General features: G+C 59.1%; 16 protein-coding genes. 6 read left to right on the top strand and 10 right to left on the bottom strand.

Annotated features, from left to right (window positions below):
* Positions 1-13: 13 nt before the first annotated feature.
* From addB to trxA, 3 genes are all read left to right on the top strand, one after another.
* Positions 14-3,163, top strand: a complete 3,150-nt coding sequence (gene addB / locus K9U38_RS19510) for a double-strand break repair protein AddB (protein ID WP_224496021.1) — start codon at positions 14-16, stop codon at positions 3,161-3,163.
* On the top strand, positions 3,160-6,663 hold the full coding sequence (addA, locus tag K9U38_RS19505; protein WP_224496020.1) for a double-strand break repair helicase AddA: 3,504 nt from the start codon (positions 3,160-3,162) through the stop codon (positions 6,661-6,663). The genes addB and addA overlap by 4 nt, the downstream gene beginning before the upstream one ends.
* Before the next feature lie 77 nt (positions 6,664-6,740).
* The gene (trxA, locus tag K9U38_RS19500) at positions 6,741-7,064 is read left to right on the top strand and encodes a thioredoxin (protein ID WP_224496019.1); all 324 of its coding nucleotides are present in this window, start codon (positions 6,741-6,743) and stop codon (positions 7,062-7,064) included.
* 52 nt (positions 7,065-7,116) lie between these two features.
* Here trxA and K9U38_RS19495 read toward each other — a convergent pair whose 3' ends face one another.
* The 10 genes from K9U38_RS19495 to K9U38_RS19450 all read right to left on the bottom strand — a co-directional run bounded on the left by K9U38_RS19495 (position 7,117) and on the right by K9U38_RS19450 (position 16,384).
* Positions 7,117-8,409: a bifunctional folylpolyglutamate synthase/dihydrofolate synthase gene (locus K9U38_RS19495; RefSeq protein WP_224496018.1), complete on the bottom strand. Its 1,293-nt coding sequence runs from the start codon at positions 8,407-8,409 to the stop codon at positions 7,117-7,119.
* Between the two features lie 76 nt (positions 8,410-8,485).
* Positions 8,486-9,409 carry an acetyl-CoA carboxylase, carboxyltransferase subunit beta gene (gene accD, locus K9U38_RS19490; RefSeq protein WP_224496017.1) on the bottom strand — a complete coding sequence of 308 codons (924 nt, stop codon included), beginning with the start codon at positions 9,407-9,409 and terminating at the stop codon, positions 8,486-8,488.
* Positions 9,410-9,454: 45 nt separating this feature from the next.
* Positions 9,455-10,294: a tryptophan synthase subunit alpha gene (trpA, locus tag K9U38_RS19485; RefSeq protein WP_224496016.1), complete on the bottom strand. Its 840-nt coding sequence runs from the start codon at positions 10,292-10,294 to the stop codon at positions 9,455-9,457.
* Positions 10,295-10,296: 2 nt separating this feature from the next.
* Positions 10,297-11,547 carry a tryptophan synthase subunit beta gene (trpB, locus tag K9U38_RS19480; protein ID WP_224496015.1) on the bottom strand — a complete coding sequence of 417 codons (1,251 nt, stop codon included), beginning with the start codon at positions 11,545-11,547 and terminating at the stop codon, positions 10,297-10,299.
* A 54-nt stretch (positions 11,548-11,601) separates the two neighbouring features.
* A complete protein-coding gene (locus tag K9U38_RS19475; protein WP_224496014.1) occupies positions 11,602-12,261 on the bottom strand; it encodes a phosphoribosylanthranilate isomerase in 660 nt (219 codons plus the stop codon).
* Positions 12,262-12,319: 58 nt separating this feature from the next.
* Positions 12,320-12,961, bottom strand: a complete 642-nt coding sequence (locus K9U38_RS19470; protein WP_224496013.1) for a YdcF family protein — start codon at positions 12,959-12,961, stop codon at positions 12,320-12,322.
* Between the two features lie 16 nt (positions 12,962-12,977).
* Positions 12,978-13,736: a M48 family metallopeptidase gene (locus K9U38_RS19465; protein WP_224496012.1), complete on the bottom strand. Its 759-nt coding sequence runs from the start codon at positions 13,734-13,736 to the stop codon at positions 12,978-12,980.
* A gap of 120 nt (positions 13,737-13,856) precedes the next feature.
* Positions 13,857-14,309 (bottom strand): DUF2852 domain-containing protein, encoded by a 453-nt coding sequence (locus K9U38_RS19460; RefSeq protein WP_224496011.1) that lies wholly within the window; start codon positions 14,307-14,309, stop codon positions 13,857-13,859.
* Positions 14,310-14,425: 116 nt separating this feature from the next.
* Positions 14,426-15,571: a benzoate/H(+) symporter BenE family transporter gene (locus tag K9U38_RS19455; RefSeq protein ID WP_224496010.1), complete on the bottom strand. Its 1,146-nt coding sequence runs from the start codon at positions 15,569-15,571 to the stop codon at positions 14,426-14,428.
* Between the two features lie 21 nt (positions 15,572-15,592).
* Positions 15,593-16,384: an alpha/beta hydrolase gene (locus tag K9U38_RS19450; protein ID WP_224496009.1), complete on the bottom strand. Its 792-nt coding sequence runs from the start codon at positions 16,382-16,384 to the stop codon at positions 15,593-15,595.
* Between the two features lie 228 nt (positions 16,385-16,612).
* Between K9U38_RS19450 and infC the strand changes: the two genes are divergently transcribed.
* From infC to rpmI, 3 genes are all read left to right on the top strand, one after another.
* Positions 16,613-17,149 (top strand): translation initiation factor IF-3, encoded by a 537-nt coding sequence (infC, locus tag K9U38_RS19445; protein ID WP_100000798.1) that lies wholly within the window; start codon positions 16,613-16,615, stop codon positions 17,147-17,149.
* A 75-nt stretch (positions 17,150-17,224) separates the two neighbouring features.
* Entirely contained in the window at positions 17,225-17,842 is a 618-nt protein-coding gene (locus tag K9U38_RS19440) for a methyltransferase family protein (RefSeq protein ID WP_224496057.1), read from the top strand.
* A 192-nt stretch (positions 17,843-18,034) separates the two neighbouring features.
* Positions 18,035-18,235, top strand: a complete 201-nt coding sequence (gene rpmI, locus K9U38_RS19435) for a 50S ribosomal protein L35 (protein ID WP_106713409.1) — start codon at positions 18,035-18,037, stop codon at positions 18,233-18,235.
* Positions 18,236-18,295: the final 60 nt, after the last annotated feature.

Here is an 18,295-nt window from a genome sequence, read left to right as displayed (position 1 = left end):
AGAACGGTTTGAAATGGCCGTAACCGACCCTAAGAGCCCACATCGCCGCGTGTTCTCCATAGCGCCCGGCGTGCCATTCCTGCCCGCGCTCGTAGACGCGCTGCAATCGGGCAGTCTCGTGCCGGGCTTCCCCGTCGATTTGACGGATCCCATGGCACTGGCACGCGTTACGATCTACGTTCCGACGCGGCGCGCGGCGCGTACACTGCGCTCACTGCTCGTCGAAAGAAGCCCGGTCAAATCGGCCATTCTGCCGGTGATACGGCCGCTGGGTGACGTGGACGAGGATGCGGCAATGTTCGACATCGGGTCGGACGCTTTCTTCGATCTGTTGCCGCCAATCAGTTCGACGGAGCGGCTGCTGCTTTTGGCGCGCATGGTTCGGCCATGGCGCGAGCGATTGCCGGATCATGTTCGCTCGCTGTTTGGAAATGAGGAAATCGCCATCCCGGCCACGACCGCCGATGCAATATGGCTGGCACGTGACCTTGCAAGCCTGATGGACCAGGTGGAAACTGAAGCCAGCGGGTGGGGGAGCCTTTCCAATATCGTGTCGGACGAGCTGCCGAACTGGTGGCAGGTGACGCTCGATTTCCTCGGAATTGTCACCAGCCTTTGGCCCGAAATTCTGGCCGAGCGGCACAGATCAAATCCTGCCGCCCATCGCAACCGGCTGATCGAGCTCGAGGCCGAACGTTTGATACGCAGTCCGCCGCAAGGACCCGTCATTGCGGCCGGGTCCACGGGCTCGATTCCAGCCACCGCCAAGCTACTGGCCGCAATTGCGTCACTGCCGCAGGGCGCTGTCGTCGTGCCCGGTCTTGACCGCGACATGGATGCAGCAAGCTGGGACATTCTGGCCAACACTACTGACAATCCATCGATCTTTGGTCATCCACAATACGGCCTTCGGAAGCTCTTGGCTGAGCTCGGTGTCCTGCGCCAGGATGTGATTCCCCTGGGAAGTGTCATGCCCCAGAAGCGTTCCCGCGAGCGTTTGCTGGCCGAAGCCATGCGTCCTGCCGAAACAAGTGAGGCGTGGAGCACGCTTGATCGGCAGAGTGATCCGTTTTCGGCCGCCATTGCACCGGTCTCGCTTGTCGAGGCGACAAACGAGCGCGAAGAGGCGCTTTGCGTGGCGGTAGCATTGCGTGACGCCATCGACCAGCCAGGCAAGACCGCAGCCTTGATCACCGCCGATCGGGATCTCGCACGGCGGGTCTCGACAGAGCTTGCGCGTTTCAACATTGCCGCTGACGATTCCGGCGGCCGCGCCCTGCGCGAGACGCAGCCGGCGACCCTGATGCGGTTGACTCTGGAGGCGGTGTTCAATCCGGGCGATCCGGTAGCGCTGCTTGCCCTGCTCAAACATCCGCTGACCAGACTCGGGATGGATCGATCAGCTTTGCGGCAGGCCGCTGAAACGATCGAGCTCGTATCGTTGCGTGGCGGAACCGGCCGCGCTTCGCTTGCCGGGCTTGCAGCATTCTTCGAGAAGCGGCTGGGCGAGGGGTCGAATTCACCATTCGAGCCGGTCTGGCTGCGGCACGTCTCGGTCGCCCAGATCGAGGTAGCGCGGGCGGCGTGTTCCGCGCTGGGTCGTTGCATGGAACCGCTCCTTGCCTTTGTCGGCAAGACCGAACCGGTCCAGATGGTTGACGTAATACATGCGAGCGTCACGAGTCTTGAAAATCTGGCGCGTGACGGAAAGGGGGACATTGCGGCACTCTACACCGGCGCTGCTGGAGAGCAGTTTGCGGCCTTCCTGCGAAACCTGGTCGCTGCCGATTCCGGCCTTGATTTCCTGCCATCGGAATGGCCGGGAATGATTGAAGCACTCATGGCAGGAGAGGTCGTCAAGCCAAAGGCTGGTGCGCATCCACGCTTGTTTATCTGGGGTGCACTTGAAGCGCGCCTGCAAACGGTGAACACGGTCGTCATCGGCGGGTTGAATGAGGGCTCGTGGCCGGGCAAGACCCGCAATGACCCCTTCATGTCGCGTCCAATGAAATCCATCATCAATCTCGAACCACCTGAGCGCCGCACCGGCCTTGCGGCCCATGACTTCCAGATGGCCATGGGCATGGACCGCGTCATCCTTACGCGGTCCCAACGTTCCGCCAATGCGCCAACGGTCGCCTCCCGCTGGCTGCAACGGCTGGAAACCGTGCTTGGAGGCGCAGCTGCCGCGGAATTGCGGGCGCGCGGCGCGAAATATCTGAACTGGGCGCGTCAGATCGATCACGCTGCCGACGAAGACTTCGTCAGGCGGCCCGAACCAAAGCCGCCGCTCGAAGCGCGGCCAAAGCACTTCTCAGTGACGGAAATCGAGACACTCAGGCGCGATCCCTACGCGATCTTTGCGCGCCGTATCCTGCGTCTTCGCCCGATAGAACCGTTGATCCGCGACCCCGACGTGGCGGAGCGCGGTTCGCTGTTCCATGACATTCTGGCTCATTTCACCGAGCAGGCAATTGATCCCACGCACCAGGACGCGGCGGCGGTTCTTCTGGAGATAGGCAGGACCCATTTCGACAGCATCGCGTTGCCCGAGGAAATTGATGCGGTCTGGTGGCCGCGGTTCAAGTCTCTCGTGCCCGATTATATTGATTGGGAGCGCACGCGCGCCCCTTTGATCGCCAATCGCCACCCGGAAGTCGCCTCGAAGAAGATCTCCGTGGGCACGACTGGCGTCACACTCTCCGGGCGCGCCGACCGGGTTGACCTCAGGCGGGATGGCACGGTGGACATCATCGACTACAAGACAGGGTCGACCCCGTCGAAGCGGCAGGCGCATGTACTACTCTCGCCGCAACTGGCTCTTGAGGCAGCCCTTCTGGCGCGCGGTGCCTTTCATGAAGTTGGCAGCCGCGCCGCTGCCGATCTCCTTTATGTGCGTCTACGCCCCAATGGCAGGGTCGATCCGGAATCGATTCTGAAAATCGGAACATCCGCGAATGCCAGCGAGAAGAGCGCGCCCGAGCTCGGCGAATTGTCCTGGATCCGGCTGACCGAGTTGCTGACCGCCTATCGCGACCCGCAAAAGGGCTATCTGTCGCGTGCCTTGCCTTTCAAGGAAAGTGATCTGACCGGCGATTACGATCACCTCGCCCGTGTCCTGGAATGGTCGGCCGGCGGCATAGACGATGGCGGCGACGAATGAGAAAACCGCGCGTCATTCCCCGGGAAACCATTGTCGATCAGAATCGTGCGGCCAACCCCAGAGATTCAGTATGGGTATCGGCCAATGCCGGGTCCGGCAAAACCCATGTTTTGACCGAGCGCGTGATCAGGCTGCTGCTTGATGGAACGGACCCATCGAAGATCCTGTGCCTCACCTATACCAAAGCAGCGGCGGCAGTGATGCAGAACCGCGTGTTCGCGCGGCTCTCGGATTGGGCTACCACCAATCAGGAACAGCTTGCACAAGCCATTGAGCAGATCGACGGCAAGGCGCCTGATCAGGAACGTCTGGCGCAGGCGCGCCGCTTGTTCGCGCGCGCCCTGGAAACGCCGGGCGGGCTGAAGATCCAGACGATCCACGCCTTCTGCGAAGCCATTCTCCACCAGTTCCCGCTTGAGGCCAATATTGCCGGCCACTTCGAATTGATGGACGACCTGATGCAGGTTGCTCTCGTCGGCGAAGCGCGCCGCCAATTGTTGCAGTCGGCGCGCCTGGACAAGAACACGGAACTGGCCGCCGCCTTCGCCGATGTTCTCGATGCGGCAGGTGAGTTCGGCCTGCAGGGTCTGCTCGATGAAGCGGTCGCCAGGCGGCACGACCTCATGCGTTTTATTGACGATATCGGCCATGACGAGTTGCGGCGCGAAACCTTCTACGCGCATTTCGGCTTCACCAGCGATGAGACGGAAGACCGCATCCTGGCGACGCTTTGGCCGTTGCGGGAATTTGACAGTGTAGTGCTTGGCGAAATTCTGGACATACCGCGAAACGCTACACGAGCTCAGGAATTTGCGCTGATTCTGCGGTTCGCCAATCTCAATGATCAGATCGACCAGCGCGAATCCGCTTTGAAGGCGGCGTTTCTCAAGGCGGGCGGCGAGCCGAAGAGCGGCAGTTTTGTCTCATCCAAGGCGGTCACTGACAGGGTGCCGGATTTCCCCGATCGCTTTGATCGAGCAGCACAGCGCGCCTTTGAAGGACTGGACCGACTCAAGCAATTGCGCCTCGTTCGCTTGACCCTTTCCGCACTGACTTTGGTCGATGACCTTATCGGGCGTTATCAGCAGATGAAGAAGGTACACGGCCTTCTCGACTTCGATGATCTTATCATCCGCACGGTGGCCCTGCTTGCGCGCCAGGACGCGGGACCCTGGGTGCAATATAAACTGGACAAGGGCATAGATCACATCCTCGTCGATGAGGCACAGGACACCAGCCCGAACCAGTGGCGCGTCATCCGGCTGCTGAGCGAGGAGTTCTTCGCGGGAAAAACGGCACGAAACAACCGGCGCACATTGTTCGCGGTCGGTGACGAAAAGCAGTCGATCTATTCCTTTCAGGGTGCTGTGCCTGAGGACTTTGCAGAGCACGGCCGGGCGACTGAAAGAATGACGCGGCAATCCGAGTTGAGTTTTGAGCGGGTCAATCTCAATTTCTCGTTTCGTTCCGCACCGGATGTACTGCACGCTGTCGACAAGGTCTTCGCAAGACCGGATGCCAATCGAGGGTTCGGTGTGGACCAACGCGCGACTGTACACACGGCGATCCGCGACAGGGATCCCGGGGAGGTGCAGATCTGGGATATGCTGACACCGGAAACGGCGCCGCAAGAGGACGATTGGCGCAAGCCCGTAGACAGCCTGCCAGCGCCGCCAGTCCGGCTCGCCGAGCAGATCGCGAAAACCATAGAGCTCTGGCTCAAGAACGGTGAAGTCCTTCCCGGGCAGCATCGCCGGCTAGAGGCCCGTGACATCATGGTGCTCGTTCGCAAGCGCGATCAGTTCATGCCGGCCTTGTCGCGCGAACTGAAGCGGCGCCAAGTGCCGGTTGCCGGCGCCGACCGCCTGAAACTCACCGACCATATCGCGGTCAAGGATCTGATGGCACTCGGCCGCTTCATGCTGCTTTCGTCCGATGATCTGTCACTTGCAGCAGTTCTCAAGAGCCCGCTGTTCAAGTTGGGCGACGATCAGCTGTTCGCCCTTGCCCACGGCCGGGCGGAAAACGAAACACTATACGAACGGCTGGTTGATCGTTCCGCGGATGACCTCACGCTTTATTCCATTGCCAGCCGGTTGCGGGAGTGGCGTAGTCGCGCCGATACGGTTCCGGTGTTCGAGTTCTACGCGGATATCCTGGGACCTGGGGGTGCCAGACGTGACATCCTGGCCCGCCTGGGCAACGAAGCCGGAGACGTCATCGACGAGTTCCAGAACTATGCTGTCGCGACGGAAAAGACCGGGCATCCAGGCCTGCAGGCATTTCTTGAAACTCTGGATGCGGCAGCGCCCGAAATCAAAAGAGAACTCGACCAGAGCCGCAACGAGGTGCGGATCATGACCGTCCATGCCTCGAAAGGGCTGGAGGCAGCTGTTGTGTTCCTGGTCGATTCCGGCAGCGCCGCTTCGGCTGGCGGTCGTGCACCCAGCCTGCTTTCATTCGAATTGAAGGAGAAAGATGGATGGGAGGGCAAGGGGTTCCTGTTTGTTCCATCCAAAGCTCACGCGACGCGGTTCAGCGGCAACCTTATCGATAGTCTGAAAAGGCGGGCGGAGGAGGAGTATCGGCGCCTGCTTTATGTGGGCATGACCAGAGCGGAGGATCGCTTGATCATCTGTGGCTATCGCGGAACACGGCCCGCACGCGATACCTGGCACGATCTGGTTGATGCCGCCTTGGTCGATGGAAGCAAGCCGTTTGAGCATCCCGTCGAGGGCGTTACTGCCAGGCGTTACCGGATCACCGAGGCTGCGCCCGCTGCAGACGTTGAGCCTGAAATGGCAACCGAGGCCCCCGAAACGCCGTTCCCTCCCTCCTATCGCACGCCGATGGCGCGCGAGGTCGGCTTGCCGCGCCCGCTCGCACCCTCTGGCGTTTCCGCCCTGATCGATCCGGACGATGAAGCGCCTCTGGTGATGGGCTCGCCGGTACTCGGTGATCAGCGCGGCGATCCCACCTTCGCTATAAGGCGCGGCATCGTCATTCATGCGCTGTTGCAAATGCTCCCCAGTTTGGCTGCCGATCAGCGTATTCTTGCGGCGAAACGCTACCTTTCGCGGGCTGCTTTCGACTGGACGGAGGAGGAAGTTGAGGGCGCCCTGCAATCGGTCTTCGCAATCATGGAAGATCCGGTTTTTGCTCCTGTGTTCGGGTCGGAATCGCTGGCGGAAGTGCCCATCATGGGAACGCTCCATCTGCGCGGCAAGGAGCATGCCGTTTCCGGCATCATTGACCGGCTGGCGGTGGTGGGCGACAGGGTGCTCATCGTGGACTACAAGACAAACCGCACGGCGCCACAAACGCTCGGTGATGTACCTGGCACCTATGTGACGCAGCTAGCCCTTTATAGGCAATTGCTGGAACCGCTTTATCCCGGTAAAACCGTGGCAGCAGTATTGCTCTTCACGGAGGGCCCGCATTTGATCGACATTCCCGTGAGCCACATGAACGACGCACTTGCCCGTCTCACCGCAACGTGACATGACCGAGCTTGACGAGCGTGAGCAGACTCACCACATGATGTGCAACACATTCACCAACATACAAGGAAAAGCCTATGGCTACCGTCAAGATTGACACCAGCAATTTCCAGTCCGATGTAATCCAGTCAGGTCAGCCCGTCGTCGTTGACTTTTGGGCCGAATGGTGTGGTCCGTGCAAGATGATCGCGCCAGCCCTTGAGGAGATCGCTTCGGAGATGGAAGGCAAGGTCAAGATCGCCAAGGTCAATATCGACGAGAATCCAGAACTGGCTGCCCAGTTCGGCGTTCGTTCGATCCCGACCTTGTTGATGTTCAAGGATGGCGAACTTGCCGCCAATCTGGTTGGTGCTGCTCCCAAGAGCAAGCTGAGCGACTGGATCCGGAATTCGGCCGCCTGATCAACCCAGTTATTCACAAAGAGCCCGGTCATGTGCCGGGCTTTTTTATTGCTTATTGCGGCGGCGTGCCATTGTCCGAAAGGACGTCGCCTGCAAGATAGAGCGACCCACCGATGAGGATACGCGGGGCAGGCTCTGATTTGTCCCAGCTGTCGCGCAGGATCTTCAGGGCGTTCTCGACCGAATGCACCGGTTCTGCCGAAAGCCCGGCCTCGTTGGCCGCAATCGCCAGCTCATCATGCGGAATGCCCGCGCCGCTGGAGCGGATCGGCACGGTATAGACGTGGCGCGCCATTCCCGTGAAAGCCTGGAAATAGCCCACTGGATCCTTGGTGTTGATCATTCCGGTGATCAGGAACAGAGGCCGCTGGTTACGGTCTTCGAGGGTGGCAATTGCCTCGGCAATGACAAGTCCAGCTCCTGGATTGTGTCCGCCATCAAGCCATATTTCCGATCCGGGAACCGTCAGATCGACCAGCTTGCCCTTGATGAGCCGCTGCATGCGTGCGGGCCACTCCACCGATGCCATCGCAGTTTCGACAACATGTTCGGGAATGGTAAATCCGGCAGTCCTGACCGCCTGGATGGCTGCTGCGGCATTGGCCAACTGATGGCGGCCGAGCAAGGCGGGCAATGGCAGATCCATCAAGCCGGTATTGTCCTGGTAGATCATCCGGCCGCGCTCTTCAAAACTGAGGAAATCCTGGCCGTAGACCGAATAAGCGCAATCACGCCGTTCCGCAGTCTCGATCAGGACCATGCGCGCCGCTTCCTCCTCCTGCGCGCCGATGACCACCGGGCAGCGCGGCTTGATGATGCCGGCCTTTTCCGCAGCAATGAGCTCGACCCGGTCGCCAAGATAGGATTGGTGATCGAGCGAAATGGGCATGATGACGCTGACGGCAGGCTCCGGAATTACGTTGGTCGCGTCGAACCGGCCGCCGAGGCCAACCTCAAGGATAATCGCGTCTGCCGGGTGTTCGGAAAACAGCACGAAGGTAACGGCGGTCAGAATTTCGAACACCGTGATTGCCTGTCCGGCATTGGCCTCGGTGACGCGACGGACCGCGTCGGCAAGGACATCATCATCGACGATCCTGCCTCCACCCGGATCACCCAGCCGGAAGCGCTCGTGCCAGCGCACCAGATGCGGCGATGTGTGCACATGCACCGTATAGCCGGCCGCTTCGAGCAGCGCGCGGGAGAAGGCGACGGCCGATCCCTTGCCATTGGTGCCCGCAACGTGAATCACGGGCGGCAGGCGCAGATGCGGATTACCGAGCGTATCCAGAAGGCGGGTAATGCGGCCCAAGGACAGATCGAAGCCCTTCGGGTACAAGCCCAACAGCAGTTCTATCTCTTGCGTCGCGCGGGATGAGGTCAAAATACGGTACTCAAAGATTGGAATGCTTCAAGAACAGTCAAGCCTGAGCTTCGACAGGGGCCGGCAGGGTAGCTGCCAAGCCATTCGGAAGTTCTTCAGGCACCTCGGTCGCTGGCTCGCCCATCATCATCTTCAACAGGCGTGCGATGGTCGACTTCAGCTGGGTACGCGGCACAACCATGTCCACCATGCCATGAGTCTTCAGATATTCTGCTCGCTGGAAACCTTCGGGCAGCTTTTCGCGAATGGTCTGCTCAATGACGCGCTGCCCGGCGAATCCGATCAATGCACCGGGTTCGGCAATATGAATATCGCCGAGCATGGCATAGGAAGCCGAGACGCCTCCGGTCGTGGGATTGGTCAAGACGACGATATAGGGAAGCCCGGCTTCCTTCAGCATTTCCACCGCAACGGTGGTGCGAGGCAACTGCATGAGCGAGAGAATGCCCTCCTGCATGCGCGCGCCGCCGGATGCTGCAAAGAGAACCAGCGGCTTCTTTTGGGCGATTGCCGTCTCGAAGCCCTTGATGATCGCTTCACCAGCGGCCATCCCTAGCGAGCCACCCATGAAGCTGAAATCATGAATCGTGACGACGATCGGCAGCCCTTCGATTTTTCCGAGCGCATTGATGATAGCATCGTCCTGCCCGGTCTTGGTGCGGTGCTCCTTCAACCGGTCGACATAGCGTTTCTCATCGCGGAATTTCAGCGGGTCGATCGCAACCTTCGGTTGCTCAAGCGTTTCGAACACACCATCATCGAAGAAGAATCGCAGCCGGTCCTTGGCCGGAATACGCATGTGGTGGCCCGATGACGGAACGACCCACTGGTTCTTCTCCAGATCCGTATGGAAGACCATTTCACCGGATTCTGGATCCTTGATCCAGAGATTCTCCGGCATTTCACGGCGGCCAAGCATCGAATTGATCTTTGGCCGGACGTAATTCGTGATCCAGTTCATGATCGGTCCTGTTCTTCTCTTCTGGGTTTCGCTGATTTAGGGCTTCTACTCGGCTGCGGCAAGCCGGGATGCGCGCACGCCGCTCGAAAGACCCTGCACCATGGTTGCCACTGCTTCAGCGGGATCCGCTACCAGCGAGCCATCGGGATTGATCGTATTGGCCACCGCATTGACGATGGCCGTTCCAACCACAACGCCATCAGCAGCGGAACCGATCACCTTTGCCTGTTCTGCGGTCTTGACGCCAAAGCCGACGACAACCGGCAGATCCGTGTGCTTCTTGATCCGCTCAACAGCAGCGGCAACCCTGCTCGTGTCCGGCAGCGCCGAACCGGTAATGCCGTTCATCGACACGTAATAAACGAAGCCGGATGTGTTTTGCAGGACCTTCGGCAAACGCTTGTCGTCAGTGGTAGGTGTTGCGAGGCGGATGAAGTTGATGCCCGCCTTGATCGCGGGAATACACAGTTCCTCGTCCATTTCCGGCGGCAGGTCGACAACGATCAAGCCGTCGATACCCGAGCGCACGGCATCTTTCAGGAAGCGTTCGACACCGTAGATGTAGATCGGATTGTAATAACCCATCAGCACGATGGGCGTGGTCTCGTCGGTCTCGCGAAACCGAGCGGCCATTTCGAGCGTTCGCGTCAGCGACATACCCTTCTTCAGGGCGCGCAGACCTGCTGCCTGAATGGCAGGGCCATCGGCCATGGGGTCGGAGAAGGGAACGCCGAGTTCGATGATGTCGGAACCCGATCCGGGCAAGCCCTTCATGATCTTGAACGATGTGTCGAAATCCGGATCACCGCCCATGAAATAGGTAACGAGTGCAGGACGGCCTTCAGCCTTCAGCGCGGCAAACTTCCTGTCGATGCGTGTTGCCATGATTAGATATCCATACCAAGCAGTTGACCGACCGTGTGGACATCCTTGTCGCCGCGGCCTGAAAGGTTGACGATCATGATCTTGTCCTGGGCCATCTTGGGCGCAATCTTCACGGCATAGGCAATGGCATGCGCGGATTCCAGTGCCGGAATGATGCCCTCCGTGCGTGTCGTGAGCTGGAAGGCATCTAGTGCCTCGTCGTCGAGGATTGGCACGTAGGATACCCGGCCGGTATCACGCAGCCAGGAGTGCTCCGGACCGACACCAGGATAATCGAGGCCGGCGGAGACCGAGTGGCCATCGAGGATTTGGCCATCCTTGTTCTGCAGCAAATAAGTGCGGTTGCCATGCAAGACACCCGGCCGACCGGCGCTCATGGAAGCACAGTGCTCGTCACCGTCGAGACCGCGTCCGCCCGCCTCAATGCCGATGATCTCAACATTCTTGTCGTCAAGGAAAGGATGGAACAGGCCGATCGCATTCGATCCGCCGCCGACAGCGGCGATGATCGTGTCCGGCAGCCGGCCCTCGCGCTCCAGGATCTGTTCGCGGGCCTCGGTTCCGATGACAGATTGGAAGTCGCGTACCAGTTCGGGATAGGGATGCGGGCCTGCAGCGGTGCCGATCAGATAATAGGTGTCCTCGACATTCGAAACCCAGTCACGCAGCGCCTCGTTCATCGCGTCCTTGAGCGTGCCGTGGCCGGAAGAGACCGGCTTGACCTCTGCACCCAGCAGTTTCATGCGAAAGACATTCGGCTTCTGCCGCTCGACGTCTGTTGCGCCCATATAGACCACGCAAGGCAGGCCGAACCGCGCCGAGACGGTGGCGGAGGCAACACCGTGCTGGCCGGCGCCCGTTTCCGCAATGATACGGGTCTTGCCCATGCGTTTGGCCAACAGGATCTGGCCAAGGCAATTGTTGATCTTGTGGCTGCCCGTGTGGTTCAGGTCTTCGCGCTTGAAATAGATCTTCGCGCCGCCGTCAAGGCCCTGCTCCCTGGCGAGCTGGCGCACATGCCTGGTCAGGCCCTCGGCATAATAGAGCTTTGAAGGCCGGCCGGCATAATGGGTCGACAATGCCTGGAGCTCGGCCTTGAAGGAAGGATCGTTCTTCGCATCGTCATAGGCCTGCTGCAGCTCGAGGATCAACGGCATCAAGGTTTCGGCGACAAACCGCCCGCCAAAAATACCGAACATGCCCTCTTCATCTGGACCTGTCTTGAATGAATTGGGCTCAACCACCGTGTTCACTGCTCGCTCCGTTCGTTGTATTCCGGTCGTTTCAGTGAACAACCGCGTCTTGGTTCAGGCCGCATCAGCGCGTTTGGCAGCACGCACCGCCCGGAAAAATTCCTCAATCAGGCCAACATCCTTTATGCCCGGCGCAGTCTCCACGCCGGACGAAATATCGATACCGCCGGGCACGGTTGCTTTCAGCGCCTCGCCGATATTCCCCGCATTCAGACCACCGGAAAGCATGTAATCGATGGAGGCGTCAAGGCCGCTGAGCACCTGCCAGTCGAAAGAAACGCCATTCCCGCCGGGGAGTTCGGACCCCTTTGGTGGCTTGGCGTCGAAAAGCAGGCGGTCGGCGATACCGAGATATGGGCTAATCTGGTCGAGATCATTGTGCTCGCGCACGGACAAGGCCTTGATAACGGGCAGTCCATAGCGCGCCTTGATTTCTTGGAGCCTGGAAGCGCTCTCATCCCCATGCAGCTGCAGCATGTCGGGACTCATCGCGGCAACGATACGGTCGAGAAATGCGTTGTCTGCGTTTACCGTAACGGCAACCGCCTTGGCACGGCCGCTGATGGCCTGGCGCAAGCGTCCGGCCTCGACGGGCTCGACGTAGCGCGGGCTTCTTGGAAAGAAAATGAAGCCGATATGGGACGCGCCGCCGTCCAGCGCTGCCGCAATGGCATCGTCGGTTTTCACTCCACATATCTTGATATCAAGGCTCATCAGCCGCCACTCGCACGAAAATGCGTCAAAGTCGAGGATTTTGCGCACGGATCAAGGGTTAGAGATGGTGGTGATAGCCTGCTTTGACAAGCAATTCGAACGCATCTGCGACAGTTGCAGGGATGAATTGCGCAATCTGGAAGCCTTTGGCCGGATAGTCGATCATTCTTTGCACGTCGCCGACCATTTCATTGATGAACAGTTCGAGCGGGTAGGCTTCGGTCGGCTGATCTTCGAAACGGGTGAAGGGCGCCGTCACGAGTGCATCCACTTGCGGCCATTGCGCCCGAACAGTCGCATAAGCACGCCGCTGCGTCTGCGGTTTGGTCACAATGATGATGCGGCGGACATCGTCTGTCACCAGAGCCTTCGCAAACCGGATGTTCTCGCCAATATTGGTGGCTTGCGGTTCGATCAGGATCGCCTCGTTTGGTACCCCCAGAGTCCTGGCGCGTGCCGCAAAAGTGTCCGCTTCGGTTCCCTCATACAGTCCGCTCGTCCAGTTGCCGGATTTGCCCGTGAACAAGACGCGCTTTGCCAGACCCTGATGGAACAATTCGGCGCTACGATCAGCAACGCGAAGATCGTAGCTGCCGAGGCAGACGATCAGGTCGCTTTCTGCCAAATCATCATAGATCAAATGGAAGTCCCACAGGGTGCGTGCCGCTTGCTCCACGGCGACCGGAAGCGCCAGTGTCATGGGAGGAGACCGCACATCAGCTGAAATCGATTGCTTGTAACGCGCTGCCATTGCGCTTCAGCCACGCCTTGCAACGTTCCGTATCAGGACAAAGCTCGCCGCACAGTTTCCAGAACCTTGGCCCATGGTTCATTTCCTTCAGGTGTGCCACTTCATGGGCGACCAGGTAGTCGATGATTGGTGGCGGGGCCATCATGATGCGCCAGGAGAAAGCGAGCGTTCCGTCCGTCGTGCACGAGCCCCAGCGGCTCTTCGTGTCCTTGAGGCGAATGACCTTGGCGCGCCGGCCGACCGTTGCCGTGTGTCGCGCCACGAGCATTTCAAGATCGCGGCGGGCCTCGCGTTTCAGGAAGTCGCCAACCCGCCGTGCCAGATGCGGCCGGTCGCCACAGACGATCAGCAAGGGACCGTCAGGGCCGTTCTCCTGCCGCACCGTTCCCCGCTTGGCGGGCTCATGCACGATGAGATGCGGAACGCCGCGCACGGGGATCTTGACTCCCGGACGCACCTTCGGCTGGTCCGGCATCTTGGCAATGCGCGTTTCGATCCAACCCTCATGGCGCGTCAGGAACTTGTCGATTTCTCTGGTCGGCATGCCCGGGGGTACCGTCATGCGCAGGCCCTTGCCGCCGGCATCGATGCGAAGGGTCAACCGGGTTGCCCGCGGATTTTCCATCACGCGCAAGGGCAGGATGCGGCCCGCAACCTCATAGCTGCGCTCGGCTTTGAGCGTTGCGGATTTCTTCGGCGGGCTCCGGAACAGCGACAGGATCATGCCCTCACAATAATTGATTCGAACGAAAGCGGTACGACAAAACACAAGCGGCGCCGCAAGGCGCCGCCGCTGGTGATCGCATCGCAATCAGGACTGGAGGGAACTGAATGCGAAATGGCGTTACTCTGCGTCCGTATCGTTTACGCCGGGAACCGAGCCGGAGGGCTTCTTTGGTGCAGCGTTGCGTTCGGCCATGAAGCGGTCGAACTCCTCGCGGTCCTTGGCGCGGCGCAACTCACGCGCATACTCTTCAAACTCGCCACGCATTTCATCGAGCTTGCGGCGTTCTTCGTCGAGACGCTCCAGCTCTTTTTCACGCCATTCGTCAAATGCGATGTTACCGGTTCCGAACGGACCTCTGCCGAATTGGTGCGACCGCCCGTTGCGGCGGAATGCACCGCAGAAATTTCCGGCCGCGTTGTTCATTTCGCTTTTGAAGCCGCTGAAGCGGTTGCCCCAGACTATGTAGGCAAGCATGGCCAAGCCAAGTGGCCAGAACAGCATGAAACCGATAATCATCAGAGCGATGGTTGCCGGAGTCCAGCCTGGCCGGATCAAAGCAGCATTGTTCATCGAAAGCCCTTCCTATCAAGAAAGCCCCGACCCCGATTGGTCGATTGATATCGACATGGGATGGGATTTGCGCCTTTTCAAGAAAGTGTGATTTCAAATGCTCCAAAGTGTTGAAATCAGAGATATTTCTTTGCGTGATCGATGCAAACAACGATCAAGCCGGCCACCAACGCCCAGAATGCAGCGCCGATTCCGCCAATGCTGATGCCCGATGCGGTCACCGCAAAGGTAACGATGGCTGCCAGCCGTTCGGATTCAACTTTCAGAGCAAGTGACATCGCATTGGTGAATGCGCCGATCAGCGCGAGGCCAGCGACGAGGGCGATCAGCGGTGGAGGCAGCACTGCGAAGAGGGCAACCAGCGATGCCCCAAAGAGGGCAAAGATCAGATAGCAGAGGGCGTAGATGGGACCTGTCAGCCAACGCTTTGCCGGATCAGGATGGGCATCAGGTCCGGTGCAGATCGCGGCGGAAATCGCGGCCATGTTGCTGGTGTGTGCACCGAAGGGGGCAGTCATAAGGGAAACAAGCCCGGTGACTTGCAACGCGGCTGAGGTCGGTGGCTCGTAGCCAGCCGCGCGCAGCACGGCAAAGCCCGGCAAGTTTTGCGATGCCATGGTGACGAGATAAAGCGGCAATGCCAGGCCGATCATCGCGCTTGCATCGAAAACCGGCGGGATGATCGCAAGCGTCGAGAGTTCAATACCGGGCACGCTAGCCACGCGTCCACTGAGAAAGGCATAGAGAACACCGCCAAACAGCACGGCAAGCACGGCCATTGCCGGATTGAACAAGCGGATAATGAAGAACAGCGCAATGAGCGGCAGAACAAAGAATGGATCAATGGGTATCGTCTTGGCTGCACCGGTGAGAAAGGCGAAGAGTATGCCGGCCAGCATGCCCGAGGCGATGGATGCCGGGATTCTCGAAACGAGAACCGAAATCGGTTTCACCAGTCCCGTTAGGATGATTGCGATGGCGGTTACGATGAATGCGCCGACAGCCTGCTGCATGGTGAATCCCATCGATCCGCCGATGAGGGCAAGGCCGGGCGTCGACCATGCAGCGATAATCGGCATCTTGTAGCGCCAGCTCAGATAGCCGGTAGCGACGAACATAGCGAGGCAGATTGCTGTTACCCAACTTGCAGTTTCGGCCTGGGTCGCGCCGAGCGCCTGCGCTGCAGCAATGATGAGGGCAAGCGTCCCGCCAAATCCAACGACGGCAGCGACGACGGCAGATGCAATCACGGAAAAGCGCATGACAAACCTGTGGCGGGAGGCCTACTGGAGGGATTTGCGGGGTTTTGACCGCTCAATCATCGAAGATATCGTACGGGAGAGAAGTTCAAGATCCTGCTGGCGTGAGAGGCGATGGTCGCCGTCCCGTACAAGCGTGATGGTTACATCGTCGACGGGCAGGTGGTCCACCAGCCGCAATGCGTGCGTGTAAGGCACATCCCTGTCTTCCATGCCCTGCAGAATGTGAACCGGGCAATCGGTCTGGATCACGCCTTTGAGAACCAGGTTGGCCTTGCCGTCCTCAAGCAGTGCCTTTGTATAGATGTAAGGTTCTGGCGCGTAGTCCGAGGACTCTTCCATATAGCCTTGTTCGGCGATTTGCCGGCGCTGGTCATGCGTGAGGTGCGGTTCGACCAGCTCCGACGTAAAATCCGGCGCTGGCGCGATCAGGACGAGACCGGCGACTTGTTCGCGCTCGCCCGACCTCTGCAACTCCTGGATCATACGAAGGGCAATCCAGCCCCCCATGGAGGAGCCCACCAGAATCTGCGGTCCCGATGCAAATTGCCTGAAGACGGCAAGACTTTGTTCCAGCCAAAGGGAGATGGTTCCATCCCGGAACTCTCCTCCGGACTCGCCATGGCCGGAGTAATCGTGCCGCAGAAACGCCAGTCCGTTGGCGGACGCATACTGGTCCAGCCACTCGGCCTTTGTGCCCAGCATGTCGGAGCGATAACCGCCGAGCCAGACAATGCCGGGTTCGCCTCCCGCTCGGCGGCGCAGCGCGATATTCGTGCCAGCGACGTCAAGGAACTGTGGCGGGGATGCAATCATGTGTGTGACTTCCAGCGGCGGTTAAGGTCGTGACCCTGAGCCTTTTGCCACGCCGGATCAAATCGATAAAGCCTGCGACATTGCATTAATCTGAAATAATCCTATGTTTGATTGGAGTGATTTATCCCGAAAAAGATGATATTGGCATGGGTCAGCGCATAGAAGCATTGCGACTGCGGCCTGACGGTGCTATTTGCGTGACCGAAATAATTCAAGGAGACTACTGCCATTCGCCGACCCTTTAGAGCACAGGTGGTCCAGAAAGATGGACCTCGTTCAAACCGTGATATCCGGGTACCCCAGGTACAGCTCATTGATGCCGAAGGTGAAAACCACGGCATCGTCACCATTCAGGCAGCACTGGCCATGGCCGATGAGGCCGGACTCGATCTCGTCGAGATCGTGCCCAATGCCGAGCCGCCGGTCTGCAAGATCGTGGACCTTGGGAAGCTGAAGTACCAGGGACAGAAGAAGGCTGCCGAAGCGCGCAAGAAGCAGAAGACGGTCGAAATCAAGGAAATCAAGATGCGCCCGAACATCGACACGCATGACTATGACGTGAAGATGAAGGCCATCAAGCGATTCTTCGACGAGGGTGACAAGGTCAAGGTGACGCTGCGGTTCCGCGGTCGTGAGATGGCCCATCAGGAACTCGGCATGCGGCTTCTGGACCGGGTCAAGGAAGACACGGTCGAGATCTCCAAGGTCGAGGCCGAGCCAAGACTCGAAGGCCGCCAGATGATGATGGTCCTGGCGCCGCGCTGAAACCCGCGACTGATGAAAAGGGCCGCCTTCGGGCGGCTTTTTCAATGCAATCCAACATTCGAGATCGCTATGGCGCTGACCTCTCGCACTGACATGTCCCGGTTCCAACGGCGCAGGCGTATCGGCATTGCGATCATTCTCGCCGTGATCCTCGTCGCCTTGCTCACCATACGCTCCGCCTGGAGCGATGACTGGACGCATGAATATATCGAAGACGTTGGCATTGGAGTGATCATCCTGGCAATCCTCGGCCGGATGTGGTGCACGCTCTATATCGGTGGCCGCAAAAGTGCCGAGATCGTCCGTCTTGGACCCTATTCGATGACACGCAATCCGCTCTACGTGTTCAGCACGCTTGGAGCGGCGGGGATCGGCATGCTGACGGGCAGCCTCACCGTGGCATTTGCCCTTGCTGTCCTGTGCTATGCGGCTTTCCGCTTTGTCATTGCTGCCGAGGAGGGCTATCTGGAGAATACGTTCGGAGAAACCTACATTGCCTACAAGCGCGAGGTGCCGCGCTTCTTCCCGAATGTATCGCTTTATAAGGAAGCCGACGTTCTGAGCGTCCGGGCTTCGATGCTTTACAAGACCTTCTTCGACGGGCTGGTGTTTTTCGTTGCCTATCCCTTGCTGGAGTTCGTCGAATACCTGCAGGCAACGCACGTTCTGCCGGTCCTGCTGCGGCTTTACTGAGCTTTTCGCCGGCGCGGGCGATTCAACAGTTGCGCTTTTCCTGACTTCTGGTAATAAGCACCCGTTCAAACCGCCCGGCAGGGCATGCCGTGGCGGTTTTGTATGCTTTCAGGCTTTGGTCGGCCTGAAAAGAAAACAAGAGGCCCGAAACTCCGTGGAGCGAACGGGACTCACAAGATTAGGAGTAGCAAAATGCCCAAGATGAAGACCAAATCTGCTGCCAAGAAACGGTTCAAGATCACCGGGACTGGCAAAATCAAAGCCGCCGCCGCTGGCAAACGCCATGGCATGATCAAACGTTCGAACAAATTCATTCGTGACGCACGCGGCACGATGGTTCTTTCCGAGCCAGATGCGAAAATCGTGAAGAAGTTCCTGCCGAACGGCCTCTGAGCCGGGCAACGTTTTTACCCAAGAGGCGGTTATTTCGAAAGAAATGACAGGAGGCCTCTA

This window comes from Phyllobacterium lublinensis, assembly GCF_020164435.1.
GTDB classification, from domain to species: Bacteria; Pseudomonadota; Alphaproteobacteria; order Rhizobiales; family Rhizobiaceae; genus Phyllobacterium; species Phyllobacterium lublinensis.
This window is presented reverse-complemented; position numbering and strand designations above follow the sequence as displayed.